The sequence below is a fragment of the Bradyrhizobium sp. Ec3.3 genome (assembly GCF_000472925.1).
Lineage (GTDB): Bacteria > Pseudomonadota > Alphaproteobacteria > Rhizobiales > Xanthobacteraceae > Bradyrhizobium.
In genome coordinates this window covers 50,863-71,156 of record NZ_AXAS01000029.1, presented here as the reverse complement: position 1 = coordinate 71,156, position 20,294 = coordinate 50,863, and the positions used below count along the sequence as shown (strand labels likewise).

At 62.5% G+C, this 20,294-nt stretch carries 25 protein-coding genes; 14 read left to right on the top strand and 11 right to left on the bottom strand.

The features are described 5' to 3' along the window. Window positions 1–3: 3 nt before the first annotated feature. The 5 genes from YUU_RS0125315 (at window position 4) to YUU_RS58910 (ending at window position 3,845) form a co-directional block, all read left to right on the top strand. A complete protein-coding gene (locus tag YUU_RS0125315; protein ID WP_051389896.1) occupies window positions 4–1,125 on the top strand; it encodes an SMP-30/gluconolactonase/LRE family protein in 1,122 nt (373 codons plus the stop codon). Beyond that, window positions 1,122–2,645 (top strand): sugar ABC transporter ATP-binding protein, encoded by a 1,524-nt coding sequence (locus YUU_RS0125310; protein WP_027524890.1) that lies wholly within the window; start codon window positions 1,122–1,124, stop codon window positions 2,643–2,645. Before YUU_RS0125315 ends, YUU_RS0125310 begins: the two co-directional genes overlap by 4 nt. Window positions 2,646–2,715: 70 nt before the next feature. Continuing rightward, window positions 2,716–2,997 (top strand): hypothetical protein, encoded by a 282-nt coding sequence (locus tag YUU_RS0125305; protein ID WP_027524889.1) that lies wholly within the window; start codon window positions 2,716–2,718, stop codon window positions 2,995–2,997. A 172-nt stretch (window positions 2,998–3,169) separates the two neighbouring features. Beyond that, window positions 3,170–3,595: a CHRD domain-containing protein gene (locus YUU_RS0125300; protein WP_027524888.1), complete on the top strand. Its 426-nt coding sequence runs from the start codon at window positions 3,170–3,172 to the stop codon at window positions 3,593–3,595. A 94-nt stretch (window positions 3,596–3,689) separates the two neighbouring features. Beyond that, window positions 3,690–3,845: a hypothetical protein gene (locus YUU_RS58910; RefSeq protein ID WP_156944509.1), complete on the top strand. Its 156-nt coding sequence runs from the start codon at window positions 3,690–3,692 to the stop codon at window positions 3,843–3,845. Window positions 3,846–4,043: 198 nt separating this feature from the next. Here the strand turns inward: YUU_RS58910 and YUU_RS0125290 are convergent, their stop codons facing one another. From YUU_RS0125290 to galE, 4 genes are all read right to left on the bottom strand, one after another. Beyond that, entirely contained in the window at window positions 4,044–4,409 is a 366-nt protein-coding gene (locus tag YUU_RS0125290; protein ID WP_027524887.1) for a VanZ family protein, read from the bottom strand. A 130-nt stretch (window positions 4,410–4,539) separates the two neighbouring features. Continuing rightward, on the bottom strand, window positions 4,540–6,132 hold the full coding sequence (locus YUU_RS51755) for an EAL domain-containing protein (RefSeq protein WP_051389895.1): 1,593 nt from the start codon (window positions 6,130–6,132) through the stop codon (window positions 4,540–4,542). 158 nt (window positions 6,133–6,290) lie between these two features. Beyond that, window positions 6,291–6,464, bottom strand: coding sequence for a hypothetical protein (locus YUU_RS60345; RefSeq protein ID WP_198031824.1), 174 nt, complete (start codon window positions 6,462–6,464; stop codon window positions 6,291–6,293). 318 nt (window positions 6,465–6,782) lie between these two features. After that, window positions 6,783–7,778: a UDP-glucose 4-epimerase GalE gene (gene galE, locus YUU_RS0125275; RefSeq protein ID WP_027524886.1), complete on the bottom strand. Its 996-nt coding sequence runs from the start codon at window positions 7,776–7,778 to the stop codon at window positions 6,783–6,785. Window positions 7,779–8,139: 361 nt separating this feature from the next. Between galE and YUU_RS58905 the strand changes: the two genes are divergently transcribed. From YUU_RS58905 to YUU_RS0125250, 3 genes are all read left to right on the top strand, one after another. Continuing rightward, a complete protein-coding gene (locus YUU_RS58905) occupies window positions 8,140–8,307 on the top strand; it encodes a hypothetical protein (protein ID WP_156944508.1) in 168 nt (55 codons plus the stop codon). Between the two features lie 626 nt (window positions 8,308–8,933). Further along, a complete protein-coding gene (locus YUU_RS0125255; protein ID WP_027524885.1) occupies window positions 8,934–9,218 on the top strand; it encodes a hypothetical protein in 285 nt (94 codons plus the stop codon). 51 nt (window positions 9,219–9,269) lie between these two features. After that, window positions 9,270–9,686 carry a hypothetical protein gene (locus YUU_RS0125250; protein ID WP_027524884.1) on the top strand — a complete coding sequence of 139 codons (417 nt, stop codon included), beginning with the start codon at window positions 9,270–9,272 and terminating at the stop codon, window positions 9,684–9,686. Between the two features lie 128 nt (window positions 9,687–9,814). Here YUU_RS0125250 and YUU_RS0125240 read toward each other — a convergent pair whose 3' ends face one another. Beyond that, entirely contained in the window at window positions 9,815–10,555 is a 741-nt protein-coding gene (locus YUU_RS0125240; protein WP_027524883.1) for a metallophosphoesterase, read from the bottom strand. A gap of 220 nt (window positions 10,556–10,775) precedes the next feature. Between YUU_RS0125240 and YUU_RS55240 the strand changes: the two genes are divergently transcribed. Both YUU_RS55240 and YUU_RS0125230 read left to right on the top strand, forming a co-directional pair. Beyond that, window positions 10,776–11,321, top strand: coding sequence for an NUDIX hydrolase (locus tag YUU_RS55240; protein ID WP_051389894.1), 546 nt, complete (start codon window positions 10,776–10,778; stop codon window positions 11,319–11,321). A gap of 65 nt (window positions 11,322–11,386) precedes the next feature. Beyond that, window positions 11,387–11,707: a hypothetical protein gene (locus tag YUU_RS0125230; protein ID WP_245288095.1), complete on the top strand. Its 321-nt coding sequence runs from the start codon at window positions 11,387–11,389 to the stop codon at window positions 11,705–11,707. Here the strand turns inward: YUU_RS0125230 and YUU_RS0125225 are convergent, their stop codons facing one another. Next, on the bottom strand, window positions 11,708–12,853 hold the full coding sequence (locus YUU_RS0125225) for a hypothetical protein (protein ID WP_027524881.1): 1,146 nt from the start codon (window positions 12,851–12,853) through the stop codon (window positions 11,708–11,710). It abuts the gene before it with no gap. Window positions 12,854–13,001: 148 nt separating this feature from the next. On the opposite strand from YUU_RS0125225, the gene YUU_RS0125220 reads away from it, so the two are divergent. After that, window positions 13,002–13,223, top strand: a complete 222-nt coding sequence (locus tag YUU_RS0125220) for a hypothetical protein (RefSeq protein WP_027524880.1) — start codon at window positions 13,002–13,004, stop codon at window positions 13,221–13,223. Window positions 13,224–13,692: 469 nt separating this feature from the next. Then, window positions 13,693–14,139, top strand: coding sequence for a hypothetical protein (locus tag YUU_RS0125215; protein WP_245288094.1), 447 nt, complete (start codon window positions 13,693–13,695; stop codon window positions 14,137–14,139). A 16-nt stretch (window positions 14,140–14,155) separates the two neighbouring features. Here the strand turns inward: YUU_RS0125215 and YUU_RS0125210 are convergent, their stop codons facing one another. Together YUU_RS0125210 and YUU_RS0125205 are read right to left on the bottom strand one after the other, a co-directional pair. Further along, the gene (locus YUU_RS0125210; protein ID WP_027524878.1) at window positions 14,156–14,815 is read right to left on the bottom strand and encodes a hypothetical protein; all 660 of its coding nucleotides are present in this window, start codon (window positions 14,813–14,815) and stop codon (window positions 14,156–14,158) included. 57 nt (window positions 14,816–14,872) lie between these two features. Then, on the bottom strand, window positions 14,873–15,610 hold the full coding sequence (locus YUU_RS0125205) for a metallophosphoesterase family protein (RefSeq protein ID WP_027524877.1): 738 nt from the start codon (window positions 15,608–15,610) through the stop codon (window positions 14,873–14,875). Window positions 15,611–15,800: 190 nt separating this feature from the next. Between YUU_RS0125205 and YUU_RS0125200 the strand changes: the two genes are divergently transcribed. Beyond that, entirely contained in the window at window positions 15,801–16,424 is a 624-nt protein-coding gene (locus YUU_RS0125200) for a transglutaminase-like cysteine peptidase (protein ID WP_027524876.1), read from the top strand. An 11-nt stretch (window positions 16,425–16,435) separates the two neighbouring features. Here the strand turns inward: YUU_RS0125200 and YUU_RS0125195 are convergent, their stop codons facing one another. The 3 genes from YUU_RS0125195 to YUU_RS0125185 all read right to left on the bottom strand — a co-directional run bounded on the left by YUU_RS0125195 (window position 16,436) and on the right by YUU_RS0125185 (window position 18,628). Further along, window positions 16,436–17,689 carry a hypothetical protein gene (locus YUU_RS0125195; RefSeq protein ID WP_027524875.1) on the bottom strand — a complete coding sequence of 418 codons (1,254 nt, stop codon included), beginning with the start codon at window positions 17,687–17,689 and terminating at the stop codon, window positions 16,436–16,438. Between the two features lie 118 nt (window positions 17,690–17,807). After that, window positions 17,808–18,083 carry a hypothetical protein gene (locus YUU_RS0125190; protein ID WP_027524874.1) on the bottom strand — a complete coding sequence of 92 codons (276 nt, stop codon included), beginning with the start codon at window positions 18,081–18,083 and terminating at the stop codon, window positions 17,808–17,810. Window positions 18,084–18,154: 71 nt separating this feature from the next. Beyond that, on the bottom strand, window positions 18,155–18,628 hold the full coding sequence (locus tag YUU_RS0125185) for a hypothetical protein (protein WP_051389893.1): 474 nt from the start codon (window positions 18,626–18,628) through the stop codon (window positions 18,155–18,157). A 371-nt stretch (window positions 18,629–18,999) separates the two neighbouring features. On the opposite strand from YUU_RS0125185, the gene YUU_RS0125180 reads away from it, so the two are divergent. Further along, window positions 19,000–20,223 carry a polysaccharide biosynthesis/export family protein gene (locus YUU_RS0125180; RefSeq protein ID WP_027524872.1) on the top strand — a complete coding sequence of 408 codons (1,224 nt, stop codon included), beginning with the start codon at window positions 19,000–19,002 and terminating at the stop codon, window positions 20,221–20,223. The last annotated feature ends 71 nt before the right edge of the window (window positions 20,224–20,294 follow it).

The window sequence follows — 20,294 nt, the reverse complement described above, 5'->3', positions numbered from 1 at the left end:
GCGATGGGGTTCTTCGATCATCTCCTGCGCGACATCCGCAGCGTCATCGATCGCGATGGCGGCCAGAACGCGATCCCGCCGCTCGACGGCGCGCTCAGCCCGAACGACCGGCTCGGTGGCTGCACGGTGATCGGCGAACCCTTGCCCGGCGTCAACGACGTCGTCGCGGCCGCGGACGGCGCGATCTATGTATCTGCTGGCAAGCGGGTCCTGAAGCTCTCGGGCGATGATCTATCGACACGGACGCTGGTTGCCGAGTTCGAGGACGAGACGGGTGGGCTCGCGATCCACCCGGACGGGCGGCTGCTGGTTTGCGTCGCCGGGCGTGGCCTCGCCGCGATCGATCCGGCCAACCCCAGCGCGCGCTGGCTGGAGACCGTCGACGGCCGCGGTCTGTCAGGTCTGCTGTCGGTCACGGCGGCGCCGGACGGGCGCATCTTCGCGGTCGAGGGCTCGACCGGCCGCACGCCGGATCAGTGGCGACGCGATCTGATGGAGAAGCGGAGCAATGGCCGGCTGATCGTCTGCGGACCGGACCTCGCGAACGCGTCCGTACTGTTGCGCGATCTGCCGTATCCCTACGGCGTCACAGTCTCGGCGGATGGTGGCAGCCTGTGGCTGACCGAAAGCTGGGCCCATCGTCTCAGCCGCTTCCCGCTGACCGCCAATGGCCTTGGGCAGCGCGAGGTCATCGCCGGCAATCTGCCGGGCTATCCTGCAAGACTGCATCCTGACGGCAATCGGGGCTTCTTCCTTGGCCTGTTCGCGCGGCGCACGCATCTCATCGAGTTCGTGCTGAAGGAGGACGATTTCCGCGAGGAGATGATGCGCACGATGCCGGAGAACTACTGGATCGCGCCGGCGCTTACCGGCGGCGCCGACTGCCTGGAGCCGATGCAGATCGGCGGCGTCAAGGCGCTCGGCATCCAGAAACCATGGGCGCCGCCGCGCTCCTACGGATTGCTCGTGCATCTCGACGCCGAGGGCGAAGCGGCTGACAGCCTGCACAGCCGCGCTGGCGGCCGCTTCCACGGCGTCACGGCCGCCTGCAAGGTACGCCAGGGCGTGGTGATCGCCGCACGCGGCACCGGCTGTCTTCTGCTCCATTCGGGAGAGCTCAGATGAGCGACGGCGCAAATCTCCCCAACGGCGCGGCCGAGCCCGTGCTCGAGATCATCGGCGGCAGCAAGATTTATGGCGGCGTGCACGCCATCGAAGGCGTCAACTTCAACCTCTATCCCGGGGAAGTGCATGCGCTGGTCGGCGAGAACGGCGCCGGCAAATCGACGCTGTGCAAGGCGATTGCTGGTGCGATTGGGCTCACCTCGGGCGAGTTCCGGCTCGACAGCAAGCCCGCCAATTTCGAGCAGCCGCGCGATGCGCTAAACGCCGGCATCTGCATGGTCTATCAGGAGACGAGCCTGGTGCCGACCATGACGGCGGCGCAGAACATCGAACTCGGCAACGAAAAGCTCCTGACGCGCTTCCGCACGCTGAACATCCAGGCCCAGCAACTCCTGCAATCGCTCAACTTCCACGTCGATCCCGCAACGCCCGTGGCGATGCTCGGCACCGCCAAGAAGCAGATGGTCGAGATCGCGCGCGCGATCTACAACAGGGCACGCATCATCATCTTCGACGAGCCGACCGCATCCCTCACGCCAGAAGAGATCGTGCATTTCTTTCATCTGGTGCGTGACCTGCGCGCCCGCGGCGTCTCGATCATCTACATCTCGCACGCGCTGGAAGAATCGCTCCAGATCGCGGACCGCATCACGGTGCTGCGCGACGGCAGGCTGGTGATCACCGCGCCGGCAAAACAGCTCACGCGCGACAGCCTGGTGCAGCACATGGTCGGCCGCGAGGTGGCGCAGGCCGTCTATGGCCGCAAGGAGAAGACCCACCAGCGCCGCGAAAAGGTGCTGACGGTCGAGAACGTCACCATGGGCATGGCGGTCAAGAACATGTCGTTCTCCGTCTATGCCGGCGAGGTGGTCGGTATCGCCGGCCTGATCGGTTCGGGCCGCACCGAGATCGCAAAAGTCATCTACGGCGCGCTCAAGCGAAATCTGATCAATGGCGGCACCATTCGCCTGCGCGGAAAGCCGATCCGCTACCGCGTGCCGCGGCAGGCGATCAACGACGGCATCGCCTACATTACCGAGGACCGCAAGGCCAACGGTTTCTTCGAGACCATGGTGGTCGACGACAATGTCTATCTCGGCAAGCTCGCCACCAAGAAGGGTTTCAGCTTCCTCTTGTCGCGCGCAAGGCGCGGCAAGCTTGCCAGCTATTGGGTCGAGCGTATCAAGATCAGCGCGCTGCAGCGCAAGGCAAGGATCATCGAGCTGTCCGGCGGCAACCAGCAGAAGGTGGTGCTGGCCAAGACGCTGGTGCAGGATCCCTCGATCATCATCTTCGACGAGCCGACGCGCGGTGTCGACGTCGGCACCATCCCGCATATTCACGCGGAAATCCGGCGGCTTGCCGACGAGGGCAAGGCGGTGGTCGTGATCTCCTCGTACCTGCCGGAGGTGCTCGCGGTCTCGGACCGCATCCTGGTCGCCCGCACCGGGCGCATCGTCGCCGAGTTCGATGCGGCGGAGGCCACGCAGGACAAGATCCTCTACGCCGCGGTGCATTGAGGAAGGCGCCAGCGGCAACCTCGCCTTTACATTTCCGGTCTAGCTTCCGGGCCTCGCAAGGCGGTGGAACATGCCCCAGGTCTGGATGACGTATGATGAACTCGCGACGCTCTGCAATTGCAGCGCGGCGGAATCCAGGCTCATGGTGCGGCATCTGTCGCTTCACCGTCGCAAGAGCAGCGACGGCGCGACGCGCGTGAAGCTTAATCTCGCGCTGACGGCCAGGTTCTTCGCCAGCATTCGCGAGTCGGATTTCGATCTCGACGGTGCGATCGAGGCCTTGCGCGATACCCATCGGCAGATGGCCGAGCTTCTGACGCGAGACGAGGGCGACAAGCGCGGGGTGGCTTGAGATGCGCTCCGTGGTCGAAACCCATCCCAAAGGATGACATGATCGACGGCTCGTCAAGCGACATGATGCCTTCGAATCAGGCATAAATCTGCTGCCGGAATTTCCCTTTGCCGCGGGTGTTCAACCAGAACGGGTCGAAGCGCAATACGATCTGGAGGTTGGGGAGGATGTCATGAAGAAAGCCGTGCGTCTGGCGGGTGCAATACTCTTGGGTGCGACAGTTTTGGGCACGACGGCCAGTGCCGAGGTGATCAAGCTGACGGCCGAGCTCAAGGGCAGCAACGAGGTGCCGCCGAATTCTAGTCCCGGCTCCGGCAAGGCCGAGGCGACCTTCGATACCGACAGCAAGGTCCTGACCTATGCGGTCACCTATTCAGGTCTGACCGGGCCTGCGGTTGGCGCGCATTTCCATGGCCCGAGCGAGCCCGGCAACAACGCCGGCATCGCATTGCCCTTCAAGTCGGCCCAGAGCCCGATCCAGGGCACAGCCACGCTCTCTGACGCACAGGCCGCGGATCTTCTGGCAGGCAAGTGGTACGCCAACATCCACACCGCGGCGAATCCGGGGGGCGAGCTCCGCGGGCAGATGGCGAAATAGTCGCTCAGCGCTCCGCGAAGGCCGACAGACTCCGGCCGTTACGGCTCCTGCCTATTGCTGGCGGCGAATTCCGAGTTCCTTCTGGAGTTGTGGGGTGAGGCCCATCGCTCCCTCGGTGCGGCCCTGGCCGGTTCCCACATTGCGTGTGCCTGACGAAGTGGTCGAAGTTGACGTCGTGGGCGTCGTCGACGTGGGCGAACCCGCCGGAGCGCCATATCCGCTGCGGATTCCGTTCGAAGAGGTGGTCTGAGCCCACGCGCTTCCACCGGCGATCAGCGAAGCTGCCACAAGCGCAATTACAATTCTGATCATGGGTGACGTCTCTCCTCGATTGTCCGCGGGACAATAGGCGGGCAAGGCGTCATTCGGCAAGTCTGCTACCGACCAAAGTCTGCTGCCGACCGGCTCTGTTGCCGATGCCGCCATGGCAAGGCGCGAAAGTGCCGGATCAGGAGTGCGGCCGGGGCAAGAACGCCAGAACGGTCTGCGCGATGCTGACCCCGACGACGCCGCCGGCCGCCTTCTGGATGACGTCGAAGAACGCCGCATCCCGGTCCGGCCGTAGCGCTTGCAGGAGTTCGAGCGAAATGGCGACGCCGACCACGAGCAGGCAGGCCGGGGTGAAGCGCCCGGGCAGCAGGAAGGCCAGCAGGAAGCCCAAGAGGCCATAGGCGCTAAAGCGTTCGATCACGACGACCCAATAGGCTTCGGCATGGCCGATCAGCACCGGCCGCCCCGTCAGCGCAGCAAGAGTGGCGTAGACGATCAGCGCGAGGCAAAGGCCCGTTGCGGCAATGAGCTTGTTCCGGGTCATGCCCTACCATAGAGCAACGGAAGACAAGGCTCCGGAAAAGCTGCCGGTATCGTTAAGATGTCGTGCTCCCTCGGGCGGGAACGTGGCTGCCCTTTCGTGGACATGGTTGACCGTGGTTCGCCGCGCGCGGCTAGGCGACGAGAGGCGTCTCAGTGGTTGTGTCATCCGACCCGGTTTCCCGGCGCCGTGCGTCCAGAAGCGCCATGAACCTGGCGAACGGCAATGGCGCCGCAACCAGATAGCCCTGGCCTTCCTCGACGCCGCAGGAGATCAGCGCGCGGACCTGCTCCTCGGTCTCGATGCCTTCGTCGACCACCGTCATGTGCAGCTCGCGCGCAAGCTCGACCAGCATCTCGACGATCGTCGTGGTCGACGCATCCACCGTGATAGTGTCGACGAAGAACTTGTCGATCTTGATGGTGTTGGCGCCCAATCCCTTCAGCCGCGACAGGCCGCTGTGGCCGACGCCGACGTCGTCGATGGCGACACGGAATCCGTAGTCGCGCAGCTCGCGCACCACGGACGCCGCGTGTGCGAGATCGTCGAGCTCGTCGCGTTCGGTCACCTCGACCATGATCTGCCGCGCCGAGACCTTTGCGGACAACACCGTGCTGCGCAACGTCTCAACGAAGCCGGCGCTCAAGAGGTGCTTTGGCACGACGTTGAGCGACAGCTTGAAGTCCTTGTCCGCCTTCAGGTGCGGCTGCAGATCGGCAAGCGCGCTGCCCAGGATCTGCCAGGTCATGCCCTGGATGCGCCCGCTGGATTCGGCCAGCGGGATGAAATTCATGGGCGGGACCACTGAGCCGTCCTCGCGCAGCCAGCGCGCCAGGATCTCGCAGCCGATGATCCGGCCCGTGCGCAGCGCGAAGATCGGCTGGAAATACGGCTTGAACTCGCCGCGCGCGAGCGCGCTGTCGAGATCCGCGACCGGGCCTTCCATGCGCCGGGTCCGCGACAGCAGGATGCCGAAGAGGACGCCGAGCGCGAGAGCGAGCGCCATCGCCGGCCAATAGACTTCCGAATTCCACGTCGACAGCACCGCGCGCTCGACGCGAATGGTGGTGCGAAGCGGATATCGCGCCGAGCTCTTGTCGAACTCGGTGGTCTCGCGCAGTGCCTTGTCGGCGTCGAGCATGAACTCGCCTAACTTTTCGCCATTGCTCAGCGCGAGCAGCACCTCGCTATGCGCGCGCAGTTCGGCCGGCATGATGTCGAACAGGCTCGAATTGACACCGAGGATCGCGACCAACCCCTTCCTGCGGTCGATGTCGCGGAGCACGCCGAGCGCGTCACCGCCGAACTGCTCGACGCGGAACAGGAGCAATCCCGCATCGCGTGACCCCAGCATGTCGGTGCGGTCGACCCAGCCCTTGTCGAATTCCAGCGTCTCCGAATAGGCCGAACAGATCACCGAGCCGTCGGCATTGACGAGACGCACGTCCTTGACCGCGGAACGCTGGTAGACGTGGAGACGGATCGCCTGGAGCGACGCGGGGCTGCAATCGGCAAGTCCGCGGCCCGCGAGCTCGTCGAGGCTCGCAGCGGCAAAGTCGATCGCGAACTCGGAACGGCGCAGCACCACCTCGGTCAATTCGTCGAGCTGGCGCGCCTGCTGATGGCGGATGAAGCTCGTCGCGACAAGGTGGCCCGCCAGACCAAAGAGCAGCGTGCTCGCGAGCACGAGCGCAATGAGGGAGACGGGCGGCCGCGCTGGTTTCATCCGGTCGGCGAGGTGGTTAAGATAGGATTGCCCGAATCCTACCCTCCGAGGCGCTAAGATAAGGTTTAAGCCGTCCAGAGCCGGCCGCCAGCCAAAGGTCGAGACCGCCTGAATCGAGCGGCCGTTCCGGAGAATTCTGAAAGCCTGCCCGTCGGGCCTCAGCTCTTCTTGGCGGCCTTGGGCTTGAGCGACAGACCAAGTCGCAGAGCCATGCGCTTGACAGCGTCGGGCGATCGTCCCAGCTGTTTCGCCGCCTCTTCCAACGTAATTGAAGACTTGGCTAGCTCCATTAACCGGCGGTCTTCCTTGAACGACCAGGGCTTGCGCGCCATGACGACAACGATCCTCTTAACACAACGACAAAGCCGCCAAGCGACCCACGTTCGCTCGACGGCTTTGCTTGGGTGGGGCCGGGCCTTGGGGGAGCCCGGTGCGCAAGAGGGATAAGCTATTGGCGAAAACTCGCAACAAAGACCGCGGATTAAGCTAACCGCTCAACCTTACCGCGACGAAATCAGCGCGCGCGGCTCCGTACAAACACGGGAGTTTTTTTCGCCGAGGTCGATCCGTGAGCGCTGATATCTGCGGAGAGCGATGCTGCGCTCTCACGGATAGTCATTTTGGCGCGGCGGATTAGCAGCCGCACCGTGTCACGTCTGCTGCAGCGGATGGGCCTTCTGGTGCCACGCCCAGGCGGTACGAATGATTGTCGGCAGATCGGAATGAGACGGCACGAAATCCAACACCTTGCGTGCGGCGGAGGGATCGGCGACCAGGTAGGTCGGGTCGCCTGGTCGCTGCGGCTTGATCACGTGTGGCACCTCGCGCCCCGTCTCCTGCCTGATCGCGGAGAGAATCTCCCGCACCGAAAAACCGGTGCCGGTGCCGAGATTGAAGCTGCCGCCGGCGTGTCCCTCGAGCAGCAGTTTCAGCGCAGCGACATGCGCGGCGGCAAGATCGGTGACGTGGATATAGTCGCGGATCGCGGTGCCGTCGGGCGTGTCGTAGTCGTCGCCGAACACGGCGAAGTCACCGACATGCCCCTGCAGCGCCATCATGGCGCGCGGGATCAGATGCGTCTCGTTGTCGCGCAGCTCGCCAATGCCGCCGGCAGGATCAGCCCCGCTGGCATTGAAATAGCGCAGGCAGAACGCGCCGAAGCCATAAGCTGCGCGATAGTCCGCGAGCATGCGCTCGATCATCCATTTCGATGCGCCGTAGGGGTTGATCGGTGCGCAGGCGAAATTCTCCGGCAGCGCCTTGCTATCGGCATTGCCGTAGACCGCGCCGGTGGAGGAGAACACGATGCGATGGCAGCCGGCGTTGCGCATGGCTTTGAGCAGCGACAGCGTGCCCAGCACATTGTTGATGTAGTACTTCTGCGGATCGATGACGGACTCGCCAACCAGGCTCGCGGCCGCGAAGTGCATCACGGCGGAAACCTCGTGTTCGGTGAAGACGCGCGCGAGCGTTGCCTCGTCCAGCAGATCGCCGGTCACCAGCGGGCTCGCGACGAAGCTCTTATGTCCGGTGGACAGATTGTCGTAGACGACGGGTTGATAGCCGGCCGCAACGAGCGCGCGGCAGGCGTGCGAGCCGATATAGCCGGCGCCTCCGGTAACGAGGACAGTCGGTCGGTTGGTCATGTCGTCTCCGCGGCTTGGCAGGGGAAGAATTATCTGAATCGGGCCATTGATAGTGTGCATAGACCGGGGTGGTCAAATCGGTCCTGTCCGTTAGCCTTAATCTTCACGAGTTTGACCATTCCAGCCCAATGACGTTGAATGGATAACTGGCCAGTTGATTGCATGTTCCGGACCGCGGGGCGGCGATCGATGACGCAAAGACGAACTCAGTGCAATCCACCAGATTGAAAATCAAATCCGGTTGCACACGCACAGCGCATTGCTGTCATCTCCGAAGAATCACGTTGCCTTCCTTGCGCGCGACAAGGTGCGTCACGAGATCGTCGAATTCGGTCTGCTATGTCCCTGCGCGAACAACGACGTGAATATCGACATGCTGCAGAGAGCTCTAACGGCGTTGCCGCTTACAAAGATCAGACAGCGGGCATTCGATGGCGCATTTTTCGGCGTGACGCTGATTGCGATAGCAGGCTGGGTCTACTTCATCGCGCTGTTGTTGGTGAAGTTGTTCCTCTGGTTCCTCGGTTGAGGAGCATCGAAGTTTAGTTCGCAAGCAGAGTGCTGCCCAAAGAAATCTCAAGCGTGACAAGAAATTCAGCGACGTTCATCATGATGTCGTCACAACTGGACGATGAGAATGGCGCGAATGAACAGAGCGTCCGGGGAGATCGAAACGTTCCGCAAATGGAAAGATTGCGATGGCGCCGGTCCTGATCCTGCTCTTGATCTTCTTCGCTGGTTTCGGCCTTGGTTACGCGATGCGTGCGTGGCGATCTCACAAGCGTCGGGAGCGCCAGCGGCTTTACGCCCCCTATGATCCCTCCCGCTCTGCGCCGCTGGCCAGCACCCGACGGGCATTTTGAGGGATGACGACCTAGCCCAGGCGTTGGGTGTGCGACGATCATCGGGGGTAACCATGTCGGGTTAGGTTAAAATCGGGATCGCCGTTGTTCGCTCGGCACTTGGCAGCTAGGTTGCGCACGAATTTTGCAAGTAATTGATTGCCGTTCGTGTTGCGTTGATTGGGGTCTTACCTGATGATCTGGCTGATTGCTCTGATCGGGGCGCTCGTGGGTGCTCCCCTTTTTGTCAGGATCTATGGTCGACGTCTCGACGCGTTGACCGGTCCCTGGATCGCGATTGAGGGGACGCGCCATGACTAGCCTGCGGGACAATGCGCCACGCCGATATTTTATCGATGAGGTGGGGCGGCGCGTTTTGATCGGCCTGACGCATGAGGAGACGTTCGAATTCGAGCGGCTGGACGGCCAGTCGATCCTCCATCGGGAGGGCAGGCCGGCAACGCATGATGAACGAGGCCGGTGGGTGGCCGATGGCGAACAGCGCTGGCTGGAGCTCTACGCCAAGCACGAAGGCGCCTGGAAGGCCTGGATGGCGCAAAGTCGCAAGGAGCAGGGCAGCAACTTTAGCCTTTATTAACCATGCCGGACCCATCTTCTGGTCTGGCGCTTCAGACCGGAGAATGCGCGGATGTTCCAGCTGTTCTTGCGGGCCCGTACCCACAATTTCCTGAGGGATCGCCTGGGCGGCGAGCAGGTGTTTCGCGCGCGGTCACCCGAGCGGGACGCCGAGACCGACCGGACCCGCATCGAGGCCATCATGGCCGCCATCGAGAGCGCCTTGCAGGCGGCCGAGCGCGAGCAGGAAGGCCTGAGCCGCCGCGTCGAGGACGTGCTGGCGCGGGCCGCGGTGACCATCGGCAATGGCGATGACGAGTACCTCGAGCGGGAAGCGCTCGACAGCCACCATCAGGATCTGTTCGACAAGGAGATCCAGAACGGCCAGCGCAGGCTCAAGGAACTCGGCTCCTCGATTGCGCATTTCAAGTTCTTGAAAGCGGCGATGCTGAGCCGTTTTCCGGACTACCGGCCGACGACGACAAACTAGGCGCGGCCTTCGCGCCCGAGATCGTAGATTAGGGAGCGGCGATTCCTGAAGCCGCTGGAAAATCCGCCCGCTGAATCGGATTTCGAATCTGGTCGCGCGACGAGATCGCTCGGTCCCGAACGCGCCATTCACAGCGCAAGCAGACGATCGCCCTGAATGGTCAAAAGCGTGAGGTTGCCCGTTGCATAGGCGCCGGTGTCGATGTTGGCGCGATTGGGGCGCAGGTCGGGTTGCTGGACGGGCGTGTGACCATGCACGATGTATTTCCCGAAGTTCTGATTGCTCTCGAGAAATTCATCGCGAATCCACAACATGTCGCGCTCTTGCTGCTTGGCCAGGGCGACGCCCGGCTTGACGCCGGCGTGAACGAAAAAGAAATCGCCGCACACGAAGCGGGGACGAAGGTTTTTCAGCAAGTGCAGGTGATGCGGAGGAATGGCTTGCGCGAGTTGTCGCACCAGCTCCGCCTGCTCCTCGGCGTCGGGGTTCACCGAAGGCCGCAGGCCGTAAGAGACCAGGGTCTGGAGCCCGCCGAACTGCTTCCAGCCGTGCAATTGCGATGCGTCCTCGAGAACGTCGAACAGGAACGATTCGTGGTTGCCCTTCAGAAACACCGATTCGTGTTTGCGGCCGCGCTCGACCAGGAGCTCGATGGTGCGGTTGGAATCCGGGCCGCGATCGATGTAATCGCCGAGAAAGACGTGGATCGCGCGGTCGGTGGTGCCGGACGCGAGGTCACGATCGATGACGGTGAACATCTGCGCAAGCAGATCGGCGCAGCCGTGAATGTCGCTGATGGCGTAGATGCGAATGCCGGCCGGCAGGCGCGGCTTTTCGGATTTCGATTTTGACCGCCGCGATCGCAGCATTTTTGAACTTCTTGGCCTCTTCGGACTTAACCGTCGCCAGAATCGAACAACGTATGTCCCGGTAAAGTAAACAAATTCGCTAGCGGGGAAGCCGCTTTCAGTTTCCTTCTGGTAGGCGAAACGGCGCAGAATCGCAAATCGTGTTGGAAGATGCGAGGGCTTCGCCTAGTACGAGAGGGAAGGCGCGCGCTCCGGCGCGCAAAATGCGGAGCCTCTTTGAATGGCCGATAGTCTTCCGAAGATCCTTGCGACCACGCGCCTGGCCGTGTCGCCCTGGCTCGACGTCATCGTACGGGACGTGCAGTTTTTCGACCAGGCCTCCGTCGAAAGCTACTATGCCATCGCCCAGCCCGACTATGTCGTCGCCCTGGCGATAACGCCGGATTCCCGCGTCCTGCTGGTTCGGCAGTATCGCCCCGCGATCGAACGATTTTCCCTTGAGCTGCCTGCGGGACTGCTTGACCCGAATGAAGATCCGCTCTCCGCCGCGGCACGAGAGCTGCTCGAGGAAACTGGGTATCCAACGAAGACCATCGAACTGATCGGCCAAGGCGCAACATGCTCCAGCCGGATCAGCAACACGACCTATTCGTTCTTTATTCGGACCGCCGGGCGGCGACCTGATTTTGTAGAGGAGCCCGGCATTTGCGTGAGCTCGGCATCGTTGGGTGAGCTGCGTGCACTCATGCTATCCGGTGAATTTGCCGAACAGACCCATGTGGGCGCGGTGGCCCTGGCGGCCGCGAGAGGGCTGATCGCCTTCTAAGTCCCTCTCTTCCCTCAGCTCTGCGATGAGGCATTTGGGCATTTGGACGGCCGAGTCTTTTTGCTATGTTCCAGAAGGAAACTCTTTTGGAAGCGATGGAGCAACAGGTGATTTTCAGCATCTCGCGCAAGGCGATTGGATTTGCATTTGTCCTGACGTTGGTCGCGCCCGCGACTGCTTCTGCGATTACCGCCGAGGTGGCACGCGCGTGTGATGCGGCTGTCGCCAAAGCCTTTCCGCCGAAGCAGATCGGCAATCCCGCCGCAGGTAGCACCAAGGGAACGGCCAAGCAGCAGCGCGACTACTTCAACAAATGCGTTGAGAACAACGGCAAGGTCGACGACGCGCCGGCGGCCACGCCGAAGGACAGCAAACCGAGCAAATAGTCATCGTTTCGGCGGCGGGCAGGGCGAATAGAACGCGCCGTTGGTCGCGTTGATGCGCTCGACGCACTGGTTCGGGTCGGTCACGTCACCGGCGACGGTAAAGTCATAGCCCATGCCCTTGACCACCACGATGTAGCGGCCCGGGGTGAGTGTGAAGCCGTCCTGTTCCGGCTGCAGCAACACCATCCTGGGCTGATCCTCGACCGGACCGACCTTGTACGGGAACGACATGCTGCGGATGACCCAGGCATCGCCGGCGTTGACCACCGCCGCCTTTCCGGTCGCATCGACGCCCATGGCACGCGATACTTTTGCGACGACTCGGACTTCGTTGCCGCTGGCGTCGATGCCTCCGTCAGGCCTGAACACGATGAACTTGACATCCCCACTGGTGACCGTGGTTGCGCTTGGCGTGGTGATCGCGGCCGAAATGGCAACGCGGCGATCGGGGACCTTACCGGGCACCATCTTTAGCTCTTGAAGCTGGCCATCGCTTAAGACGTAGACGCCAAATGCGATCGGCAGAGGCATCGCAGGGTGCGCAGGCTGGGGCGCCTCTTTGGGTATGTCCGGAAGCCGCTCGGCAGTCTCACTCGCGCGCGGCGGCGGTGCTGGTTCAGGCTGCGCAGCCGTTTCGGAATGTTGCGATAACGCCGCGAATTGCGTTCTCACCCGCGGCCAATACGCGATCGCGGCGCCAACAATCGCAACGAGCACGAGGATGGCGGCCAGTCGAATGATGGAGTTGAAGGTGCCGGCTCTTTTGGCGCGATCAGCTGGCGGCGGGGGCAATGGCGTGACGGGACGGCGCGTCTCCGCTTCGAGGTTTGGGAGCGGAGGCGGAAAATCTGTCGAGACGGAGTGCGGTTGAGCTGCGACAGCCGGCGAAGCAGCGTTGCGCGCAAAGGACCGTTCGACCTCCCTTATGGCGTGGTCCAGGACCTGCAGGGTCTGGCGAGACTCGCGAGCGTCTGCGTGCGTAAACTGCTCCAAAAGCTTGATGCGGGCGAGCTCATAGACCATCTCCCGCATCTGCTTGGGGTCGCTTGAGATGGCGCGGACTTGTTCCGAAAGGACGCGGACAAACTCGGCGCGCATCGCCTGCGTCTTCGGGGTCGTATCCGCGGTATCGCCGGGGTCGGTCATCAAGGCCAATCAAGTAGCTCGGAAAACGCGGTCTCGCTAGGTGCTTGCACGGCGCGTCGGCAGCGGAGGATCTGCGCTTGCTTTTGCACCAAAACCTGTGACATTCCGCAAAACTTCTTGTTCCGGTGTTTGACCGCGCGCAGTTTTAATGCTTTCCACCGTCCTGGTGCAGCCTACCTTCGCGCAAGGCGTCAAGGATCCGGCCAACTTTCCCGGAAAAAGCGCCCAGGACACCAAAAAGACGCAGACCACCGAGGACCCGTCGCGGCCGACGACTTTTCGGAACTTTGCGACGGGGAGTTTGCCCAGCGTCGTGGCGGCGCAACGGGTCTGGAAAGATAGCAAGCTGACCACAATTCCCCGTTACTAAGCCTTATGGGAACGGTGGCTGCCCCGGGGACGTTCTCGCTCGGGAGATGCGCTATGAAACGCTTGGCTTTGATCGTAGTCGCGCTTGTCGGGCCTGCCGGCGCCTGGGCTCAGGGGGCAATGACCCCTCGACGCCTAACCGCAACGTGATCATCACGAACCCGTCCCAGTCCGCGCCTCCAAAAACGCCACCCCCAACATTCCGAGCCGGATCCAGGCGCCGCTTACCAGGGGCGGTCGCGCCCAGCCTTTGCGCGGAAGCAGCACGCGAGGCAGCGCCTCAAGCCGGCGGTGACGCGCCCATCACCGACTGATCGGCGTCGGAGAAGCCGGTGCGAAACACAGCCCAAGCCAGTGAGTTGCAACGTAAAGATTGCAAGTGAATGGGCTGTGTTGCAATTGAGGACGAGGTAAGCTTGAGACCCAGGCGGCCGTCCACCTTGTCCCCGGGCACCCATTCTTGAGGAACTGTGACGTTGCAGACTGCTCGGCGCACCGGTTCGATACTCGCGCAGGGAAGACACGGCTCCCGAACTATTGCCGTTGTCGTTTTTGCCATCGGACTTTTCCAATCGCTGCCCGCCTGCTTGGCGCAGGAGGAGCCTGGGCCAACGGCCAACGATTTTATCTTGCCCGGGCCACCCGAGCCCTCGCGCGAGGAGTGGCGGCAACGGGTTGAAGAAGCAAGGCGGCGGGCAAAGGACGTCGCGCGCGAGCGCCGCGAACACCCAGAGCTCTATGTCCCGATCCCGGAGGACCCGGAAATCGTCGCAAGCGAACGCGTCCTCAACGACGAAAGCCTGCAGCGCGGCGACATCGTCACGACCAAGAAGGGCACTTTTGTCTATCAGGGCCGATCGGACCAGCCGCGGCGTGAAGGGGATTTCGTGCCGATCGCGCCAGGGTCCAGGCGCTGAGATCTGAATCGAATAACTAATACTTCTTCAGCAACGCGTTGAACTTGGGATCGATGATTTGCGTGGTGTCGCGCAGAAGCGATTTCCCTTCCGGCGATGCTTGGACATAGACCGCGACCAACGGCGCCTCGAAGCGTGCGCGGCTCGCAAGCGCCGACCGAATGTCCGATTGGGCCAGGAGCCGAATGTCCTCGTCAGATGCAGCCGAGGTCGATGTCACGGTCTGAAGCCTGGAAAATGCTACGTCCACCGGGACCGCCCCGGTCAAATAGGACATCTTCAGCGATGCTGCCGCCGGTTCGCGCATTTCGGCTTTCAGCGTACCGAGCGCCAGCCAAAGCGCGGGTCTGATCGGAGAAATCTTCAGCGCGGCCGTGACAGCGTTCTGCGCCGATTTGTTCTCCGCGGCCCGACCGCTTGCGTCGCTGGCGGGATGGTGGATGACCTGAGCCGTCATCCGCGCCGCGTCGCTTGCGAGCAAGTCGCCGTCAAACGACACCAGCCGCGCAAAGCTGCCGGACGCGTTGGCATTCGCCGGCCCAAGGGGGCTTGCGAACACGTCGCTGGCGCGGACTCTCTGCAGCGTGAGATCGCCATAGAGGCTCACCCCGGCGTAAAGGATCAGCATCGCCGCAATGCTGATACCAAGGCCGCGAAGCCAGTTCGTCGGGTGCATAGGATGAACTCTAAAAAGCTAATTCTGCAGCGGGCCGGAAATGCCGTGCGTAAAGGGCTAGATCGCAAGCAGACTATCGCCTTGGATCGATAACAGCGTCAAGTTGCCCGTGGCGTAGGCGCCGGTGTCGATGTTGATGCGGTTCGCTCGGATATCCGGCGCGCTGACCGGCGTGTGGCCGTGGACGACATATTTTCCGAAGCGCTCCTCGGACGTCAGGAATTCCTCGCGGATCCAGAGCATGTCTTCATCGCGTTGTCGCTCGAGCGGGATACCCGGCTTCACGCCGGCATGGACGAAGAAGAAGTCGCCACAGGTGAAGGAGGAGGGGAGCTGCTGCAGGAACGCCAGGTGCTCGGGAGGCATTGCGCGCTTGAGCCCCTCGATCAGCTCGACCTGCTCCTCCGCGGTGGGATTCATGGTCGGCGTGATCCCGTAGGAGACCAGCGTGAGCAGGCCGCCATAGTGGCGCCAGTCCTGCAATCGGGCCGGGTCCTTCAACACCTCGAGCAGGAAGACCTCGTGATTGCCTTTCAAGCACACCGTCTCGTGGGTCCTTGAGCGCTCGATCAGGAGGTCGAGTACTCCGCGCGAGTCAGGACCGCGGTCGACATAGTCGCCAAGGAAGACCTGGATGGCGCGTATGGGCGCTGAGTGTGCGAGATCCGCATCGATCACGGTTAACAGGGATTGAAGCAGATCGGAGCGACCATGCACGTCTCCAATCGCATAGATGCGGACGCCATCGGGAAGCCGGGGCTTGGTCTGCTTACGAGAGCGTCTGGAAAGGCCCATTGGGTCGGTCGAATCGCCGGTTTCAGCGCCGAAAATCATCGCTGCTCTTAGCAGAGCAAGTGTCTGCCCGGTATTGTTAATTGTTTCAGAGAGCGTTGCCTTGAGTTTGATTCAATGGCCGCTTCCCCGATGAGCCGTATTTCAAGACGCCTTTTGTAGGGTCTCCCGAAGACAAAACGGGGGGCGCACAATGCGCAAAGTAGCAAAATTCCTAACCGTTGCGGCCGCCGGGCTCGGCGCTGCGATCGGGGTTCAGCAGAGTGCCGAGGCGGCCTTCGTCGGCGCGCCGATGAACCTGCGCGGGGCCATTCAATACATCAAGTTCGATCAGCCGACGCTGCCGCCGATGGCATTCACGATGTTCTGCCTGAAGTACGGCAACGAGTGCAAGCCGCCGCGCATGGTGTTCAGGGGCGGTCGGCTGAAACTGACGCCGGAGCGCGTGGCACAGCTTCAGGACGTGAACCAGCAGGTCAACGCCGCGATCCGGCCCGAGCCGAATCTCGAGGGCCTTCGTGGTGAAAAGTGGCTGCTGCACCCGAGCAGCGGCGACTGCAACGACTACGCTGTGACAAAACGCCACGATCTGATCGCGAAAGGCTTTCCGGCCCGCTCGGTGCTGCTCAGCGAGGTCGTGACCACCTGGGGCGAACATCACCTCGTCGTCGTGGTGCGCAGCCTCTCTGGCGATCTCGTGCTGGACAATCTTACCCCGCACATCCTGCCGTGGTCGAAGAAGCCCTATCGCTGGGTGCGCATTCAGACGCCGAAGAACCCGAACTATTGGGCGTCGCTCGGTGATCGCAACGTCTAACGTTGAGGCCGTTATCGTGAGGACTGGCTGACGCTCTGCGACAGCCCAAGTCCCACCATGACCGAAAGGCAAAAGGCTGCCGCCGGCCGCAACAGTCCCGGACCGGCAAAGGCCTCGACAAGCGCAAAGCAGAGGCACGCTGCGGCAGCCGCTGCGAAGAACGAATCGCGGCCTCGCGTCAAGGCACCGAAGACCAAACGCAGCAGGAGTGCCGCTGTAACCGCGATCACGGCTGCGAGACCGATCCAGCCCATATCCACGAAGATTGCGGTCGCGGTCGAAGGCGCGGCCAGCGATTCCCCCGCGTCACTTTGGTAGATCCGCGCCAGGGCCGCAAAGCCGCCGGCGCCGCCGCCGAGCCAGCGTGTATCGGCCAGCATCCGCTCAAGCGTGGCTTTGGCGTCCCCGGCCAATTCAGGTGAGAGCCGCAACAGGGCAGAGCCGGAGTCTTTCTCGAAAACGAAGGTCAGGACGATGCCGGCTCCGATCAGGGCGGCAGCCGCCAGCGCTGAGGCTGCGAGCGGCGACAGGTCCAGGCGACGAATGATCAGGATCAGCAAGAACAGCACGATGCCGAAGCTTATGGCGACCGCGCTGTTGGTGTTTGAAAATCCATAAACGGCCAACGCGGTGATCAGCGCGCCGACCAGGCCATAGAGGCCGGTCGCGATCGAGCGCGACAGGGCGTGATGGGTCTCGGCCCGCTCGGCGGCCAACTGCATGACCGCTAGATTGAGCAGCAGACCAAAGCCGCCGAGGGGAGCCGCAAGGCCATCCGCAAGCGCCGGCGAGATGCGAAGATCCAAGACCAGAGCTGACAGGGTGGTGACCCCGCTCAACACAAACAAGATCAGCTCGGCACGGCGGCGGTCGCGGGCGACAGTGATGGTCACACCGAGCAGCGAGAGCGCGGCGAGCGCCAAGAACAGCGCATTCAGCGTCTGGCCGAAATCGGCGGTAATATAGCCGAGCGGCAAGCCGCCGAGCGCATCATAGGCGCTGGTCCAGATCGGATGGGCCAGGGCAAGCCAGGCCGGCAGCAGCTGGGCGGCAATGAAGATCGGGATGACAATCAGAACCCAGCGGACCCAGGAGGTCGCCCGCAGATAATGGTCGTAGTCGGCCTTTCCGGCATTGAGCGACGCCGCCAGCAGGCTTAACGCGGCAGCCGCCATCCCGAGCTGTGCGCCGAAGGTGGTGCCAGCGATCTCAAGGATGGAAGCAGAAACGACCGAAAGAATGAGGGCGAAATAGGCGAGAGACAAACGGCGCGCTCGAGGAAAGGCCTGAACCAACGAGAGGCCACCATACAAGCCGTCAGTCTGTTTTCAAGCGGCGCGCCGCATCACGACCCGCCGAACGCGCGGGATCATGGGGATGAAATCAGCGCGCGGTCTTCAACGGGCGCGCAAACACGCGAGAGGCACGTGCTGCAGCGAGCCAGAACCGGGCAAACGATCCGAACAGATAACCGCCTTGAAGCGCGAGAGCGCAGCACGCGAAGCCTTTCAAGCCGTCGAAGAAGGCGAGGTGCGCCACAAAACCGATCACGATGGTGACCAGCGCCATCGCAAGCGTCAGCGGCATCAACACCATGACGCGAAAGCGTTGCCCGAGCACCGCGCCGACGAGAAAACTGAAGATCAAGAGCTCAGCCATCCGAAACACTCCCCATGTTCCGGACTTTAGGTTCCAGACCCTAAAGCAGGATTAAGTGGGAAGCGCAGATTCTACTGGCTGCAATTCGCGACCAGCGAGGCGTAGGCCTCGCGGAGTCCACCGAGTGCAATCACGCCTTTGATTTCGCTGTCGTTTTCCTTCACTCTGATAGCGAGCGAGGGCGTCGTCTGCCACTTGCCTGCGGCAAAGGCCGATACCTCGTCGGGCAACAGGACAGCGGTGCCGGCGCCCGCCATGCTGGCCTCGAAGGTCAGCGAGCTGCCGCCGGCGGCGATCGTCACCTCGGGGCGGCTCCGCGGTGGAAACGGGCGAATGAGGGCGATCAGCACGTCGATCTTGCCCTTGGGCGCGCAGCGCACGATCAGGCCGGCGAAGTCCAGATCGGACTGGGTCGTGTCCGCGGTCTTCATGATGGCGGCAAAGCTCTCGCCGTCCTTGGTCCCCTGGGTACGGGTGAACTTCCAGACGGAGGACGCCGCGACCCGAACCAGGGCGGGGCAGGAGGGGGAGACCACTGGAGGCATCTGGAGGTTGCAACCAGATTCCAACCGCAAGGGCGGAGCCGGGCCGGCCGTGCCCGCCACAAACAGTCCGATCAGTCCAACAGCGAAAAAAGGCACGTCCAGAAGTCCATTGCAGGGGGCGAGGCCTTCTAGCAGAGACCGCCGACCTTTGGGAACTGCGCACACTACTGACGCGGTCTGCCCGTCATTCGGGCAAACGAGTTACAACAAATGGTCACAATGGCTTAACCTTGGTTTCCCTAAGTTGCAGCGGCGCAACACTCGCAAACTGATAGCCCCCGTTAACCATCCGTTTGGGGTGGGAACTCTTGTCGCGAGGCCAGTGAGGCCGTACCACTTCCCGGTAATTGGGGACTGTTGGGACGCCATTCATGCATCTCTTTGCCAAGACTCAGCTTTTCAAGCCGGCGCTTTTGCTGGTCGCCTTGGCCCTTGGCGCCTGTTCGACCAATCCCGGTTCGGGGCCGCTGACCGACGACGTTAACAATCATGTGCAGACGGCGAGCGCGCCGGAGTATGAGCTGGTGCCGCTCAACCCGGCCACGGTTAAGATTCTTCATACCCACGAGCCCAAGGGCCTCGCAGGCGCGTTCACCGACAAGCGCCCGCCGGTCAGCATCGTGTTCGGCATCGGCGACGTCGTTACCGTCACCATCTTCGAGGCCGCGGCGGGTGGTCTGTTCATCCCGGCTGAAGCCGGCGTCCGGCCCGGCAACTTCGTGACCATCCCGGATCAAACGGTCGACAATGACGGCTTCATCACCGTGCCCTATGCCGGTCAGGTCAAGGCGGCGGGCCTTACGGCGGTGCAAATCCAGCGTTCGATCGTCGAAAAGATCGCCAACCGCGCCATCGAGCCGCAGGTCGTTGTGGCGATGTCCTCGCAGCGGACGCAGCTCATCAGCGTGCAGGGCGAAGTCAACGCGCCCATCCGTTTCCCGGCGAGCGCGGCGGGTGCGAAGGACAGGGTGCTTGACGCCATCACCCGCGCCGGCGGCATCAAGGGCCAGGGCTTCGAGACCTGGGTCATGCTGGAGCGTGGTGGCAAGCGCGCCACCGTGCCGTTTGAAAACATGGTCATGGCGCCTGAGAACAACATCTACGTGCGCCCGGACGACAGTATCTACGTCTATCGCGAACAGCAGAAGTTTATCGCGTTGGGTGCGACCGGCGCGGCCGCCAATATTGCCGGCCTGGGCCAAGAGTTCAATTTTGACGCGTGGCGCCTTAACCTGGCAGAAGCGGTCGGCAAAACGGGCGGCCTTCTGGACGGGCTGGCCGATCCGGCGGCCGTGTTTCTTTATCGCGCCGAGCCGCGTGAGGTTGCTGCGGAGCTTGGCGTCGACGTCAGCAAGTACACCTCTGAGACGATCCCGGTCATCTTCAACGTGAACCTCCGTGATCCGGCTGGCTTCTTCCTCGCCACCAAGGTCATGATGAAGAATCAAGACATCATTTACATCTCGAACTCGCGCAACGTCGAAATCACGAAGTTCCTGACCTACCTGCGGGTGTGGATTAATACCGGCAACGATACGGTTGCCCTCGCGAACCAATCGCTGATCTTCCGCAACAACATCAAGACCGCGCCGTAAGATCCGGCGATCCGAACGACAAAGAAATGGCACCGGGGCTTTGTCTCGGTGCCATTTTCGTTGAGGGGGCG

What these genes read in the sequence shown, in the direction of transcription:
- YUU_RS0125220 (WP_027524880.1), top strand. Translation starts at nt 13,002, where the DNA reads ATGCTTTCCACCGTCCTGGTGCAGCCTACCTTCGCGCAAGGCGTCAAG.
- YUU_RS0125310 (WP_027524890.1), top strand. Translation starts at nt 1,122, where the DNA reads ATGAGCGACGGCGCAAATCTCCCCAACGGCGCGGCCGAGCCCGTGCTC.
- YUU_RS0125255 (WP_027524885.1), top strand. Translation starts at nt 8,934, where the DNA reads ATGACTAGCCTGCGGGACAATGCGCCACGCCGATATTTTATCGATGAG.
- YUU_RS0125250 (WP_027524884.1), top strand. Translation starts at nt 9,270, where the DNA reads ATGTTCCAGCTGTTCTTGCGGGCCCGTACCCACAATTTCCTGAGGGAT.
- YUU_RS0125225 (WP_027524881.1), bottom strand. Translation starts at nt 12,853, where the DNA reads ATGACCGACCCCGGCGATACCGCGGATACGACCCCGAAGACGCAGGCG.
- YUU_RS0125230 (WP_245288095.1), top strand. Translation starts at nt 11,387, where the DNA reads ATGTTCCAGAAGGAAACTCTTTTGGAAGCGATGGAGCAACAGGTGATT.
- YUU_RS0125200 (WP_027524876.1), top strand. Translation starts at nt 15,801, where the DNA reads ATGCGCAAAGTAGCAAAATTCCTAACCGTTGCGGCCGCCGGGCTCGGC.
- YUU_RS0125300 (WP_027524888.1), top strand. Translation starts at nt 3,170, where the DNA reads ATGAAGAAAGCCGTGCGTCTGGCGGGTGCAATACTCTTGGGTGCGACA.
- YUU_RS0125305 (WP_027524889.1), top strand. Translation starts at nt 2,716, where the DNA reads ATGCCCCAGGTCTGGATGACGTATGATGAACTCGCGACGCTCTGCAAT.
- YUU_RS0125240 (WP_027524883.1), bottom strand. Translation starts at nt 10,555, where the DNA reads ATGCTGCGATCGCGGCGGTCAAAATCGAAATCCGAAAAGCCGCGCCTG.
- galE (WP_027524886.1), bottom strand. Translation starts at nt 7,778, where the DNA reads ATGACCAACCGACCGACTGTCCTCGTTACCGGAGGCGCCGGCTATATC.
- YUU_RS60345 (WP_198031824.1), bottom strand. Translation starts at nt 6,464, where the DNA reads ATGGCGCGCAAGCCCTGGTCGTTCAAGGAAGACCGCCGGTTAATGGAG.
- YUU_RS0125185 (WP_051389893.1), bottom strand. Translation starts at nt 18,628, where the DNA reads ATGCCTCCAGTGGTCTCCCCCTCCTGCCCCGCCCTGGTTCGGGTCGCG.
- YUU_RS0125190 (WP_027524874.1), bottom strand. Translation starts at nt 18,083, where the DNA reads ATGGCTGAGCTCTTGATCTTCAGTTTTCTCGTCGGCGCGGTGCTCGGG.
- YUU_RS0125205 (WP_027524877.1), bottom strand. Translation starts at nt 15,610, where the DNA reads ATGGGCCTTTCCAGACGCTCTCGTAAGCAGACCAAGCCCCGGCTTCCC.
- YUU_RS0125290 (WP_027524887.1), bottom strand. Translation starts at nt 4,409, where the DNA reads ATGACCCGGAACAAGCTCATTGCCGCAACGGGCCTTTGCCTCGCGCTG.
- YUU_RS0125315 (WP_051389896.1), top strand. Translation starts at nt 4, where the DNA reads ATGGGGTTCTTCGATCATCTCCTGCGCGACATCCGCAGCGTCATCGAT.
- YUU_RS0125180 (WP_027524872.1), top strand. Translation starts at nt 19,000, where the DNA reads ATGCATCTCTTTGCCAAGACTCAGCTTTTCAAGCCGGCGCTTTTGCTG.
- YUU_RS0125210 (WP_027524878.1), bottom strand. Translation starts at nt 14,815, where the DNA reads ATGCACCCGACGAACTGGCTTCGCGGCCTTGGTATCAGCATTGCGGCG.
- YUU_RS55240 (WP_051389894.1), top strand. Translation starts at nt 10,776, where the DNA reads ATGGCCGATAGTCTTCCGAAGATCCTTGCGACCACGCGCCTGGCCGTG.
- YUU_RS51755 (WP_051389895.1), bottom strand. Translation starts at nt 6,132, where the DNA reads ATGAAACCAGCGCGGCCGCCCGTCTCCCTCATTGCGCTCGTGCTCGCG.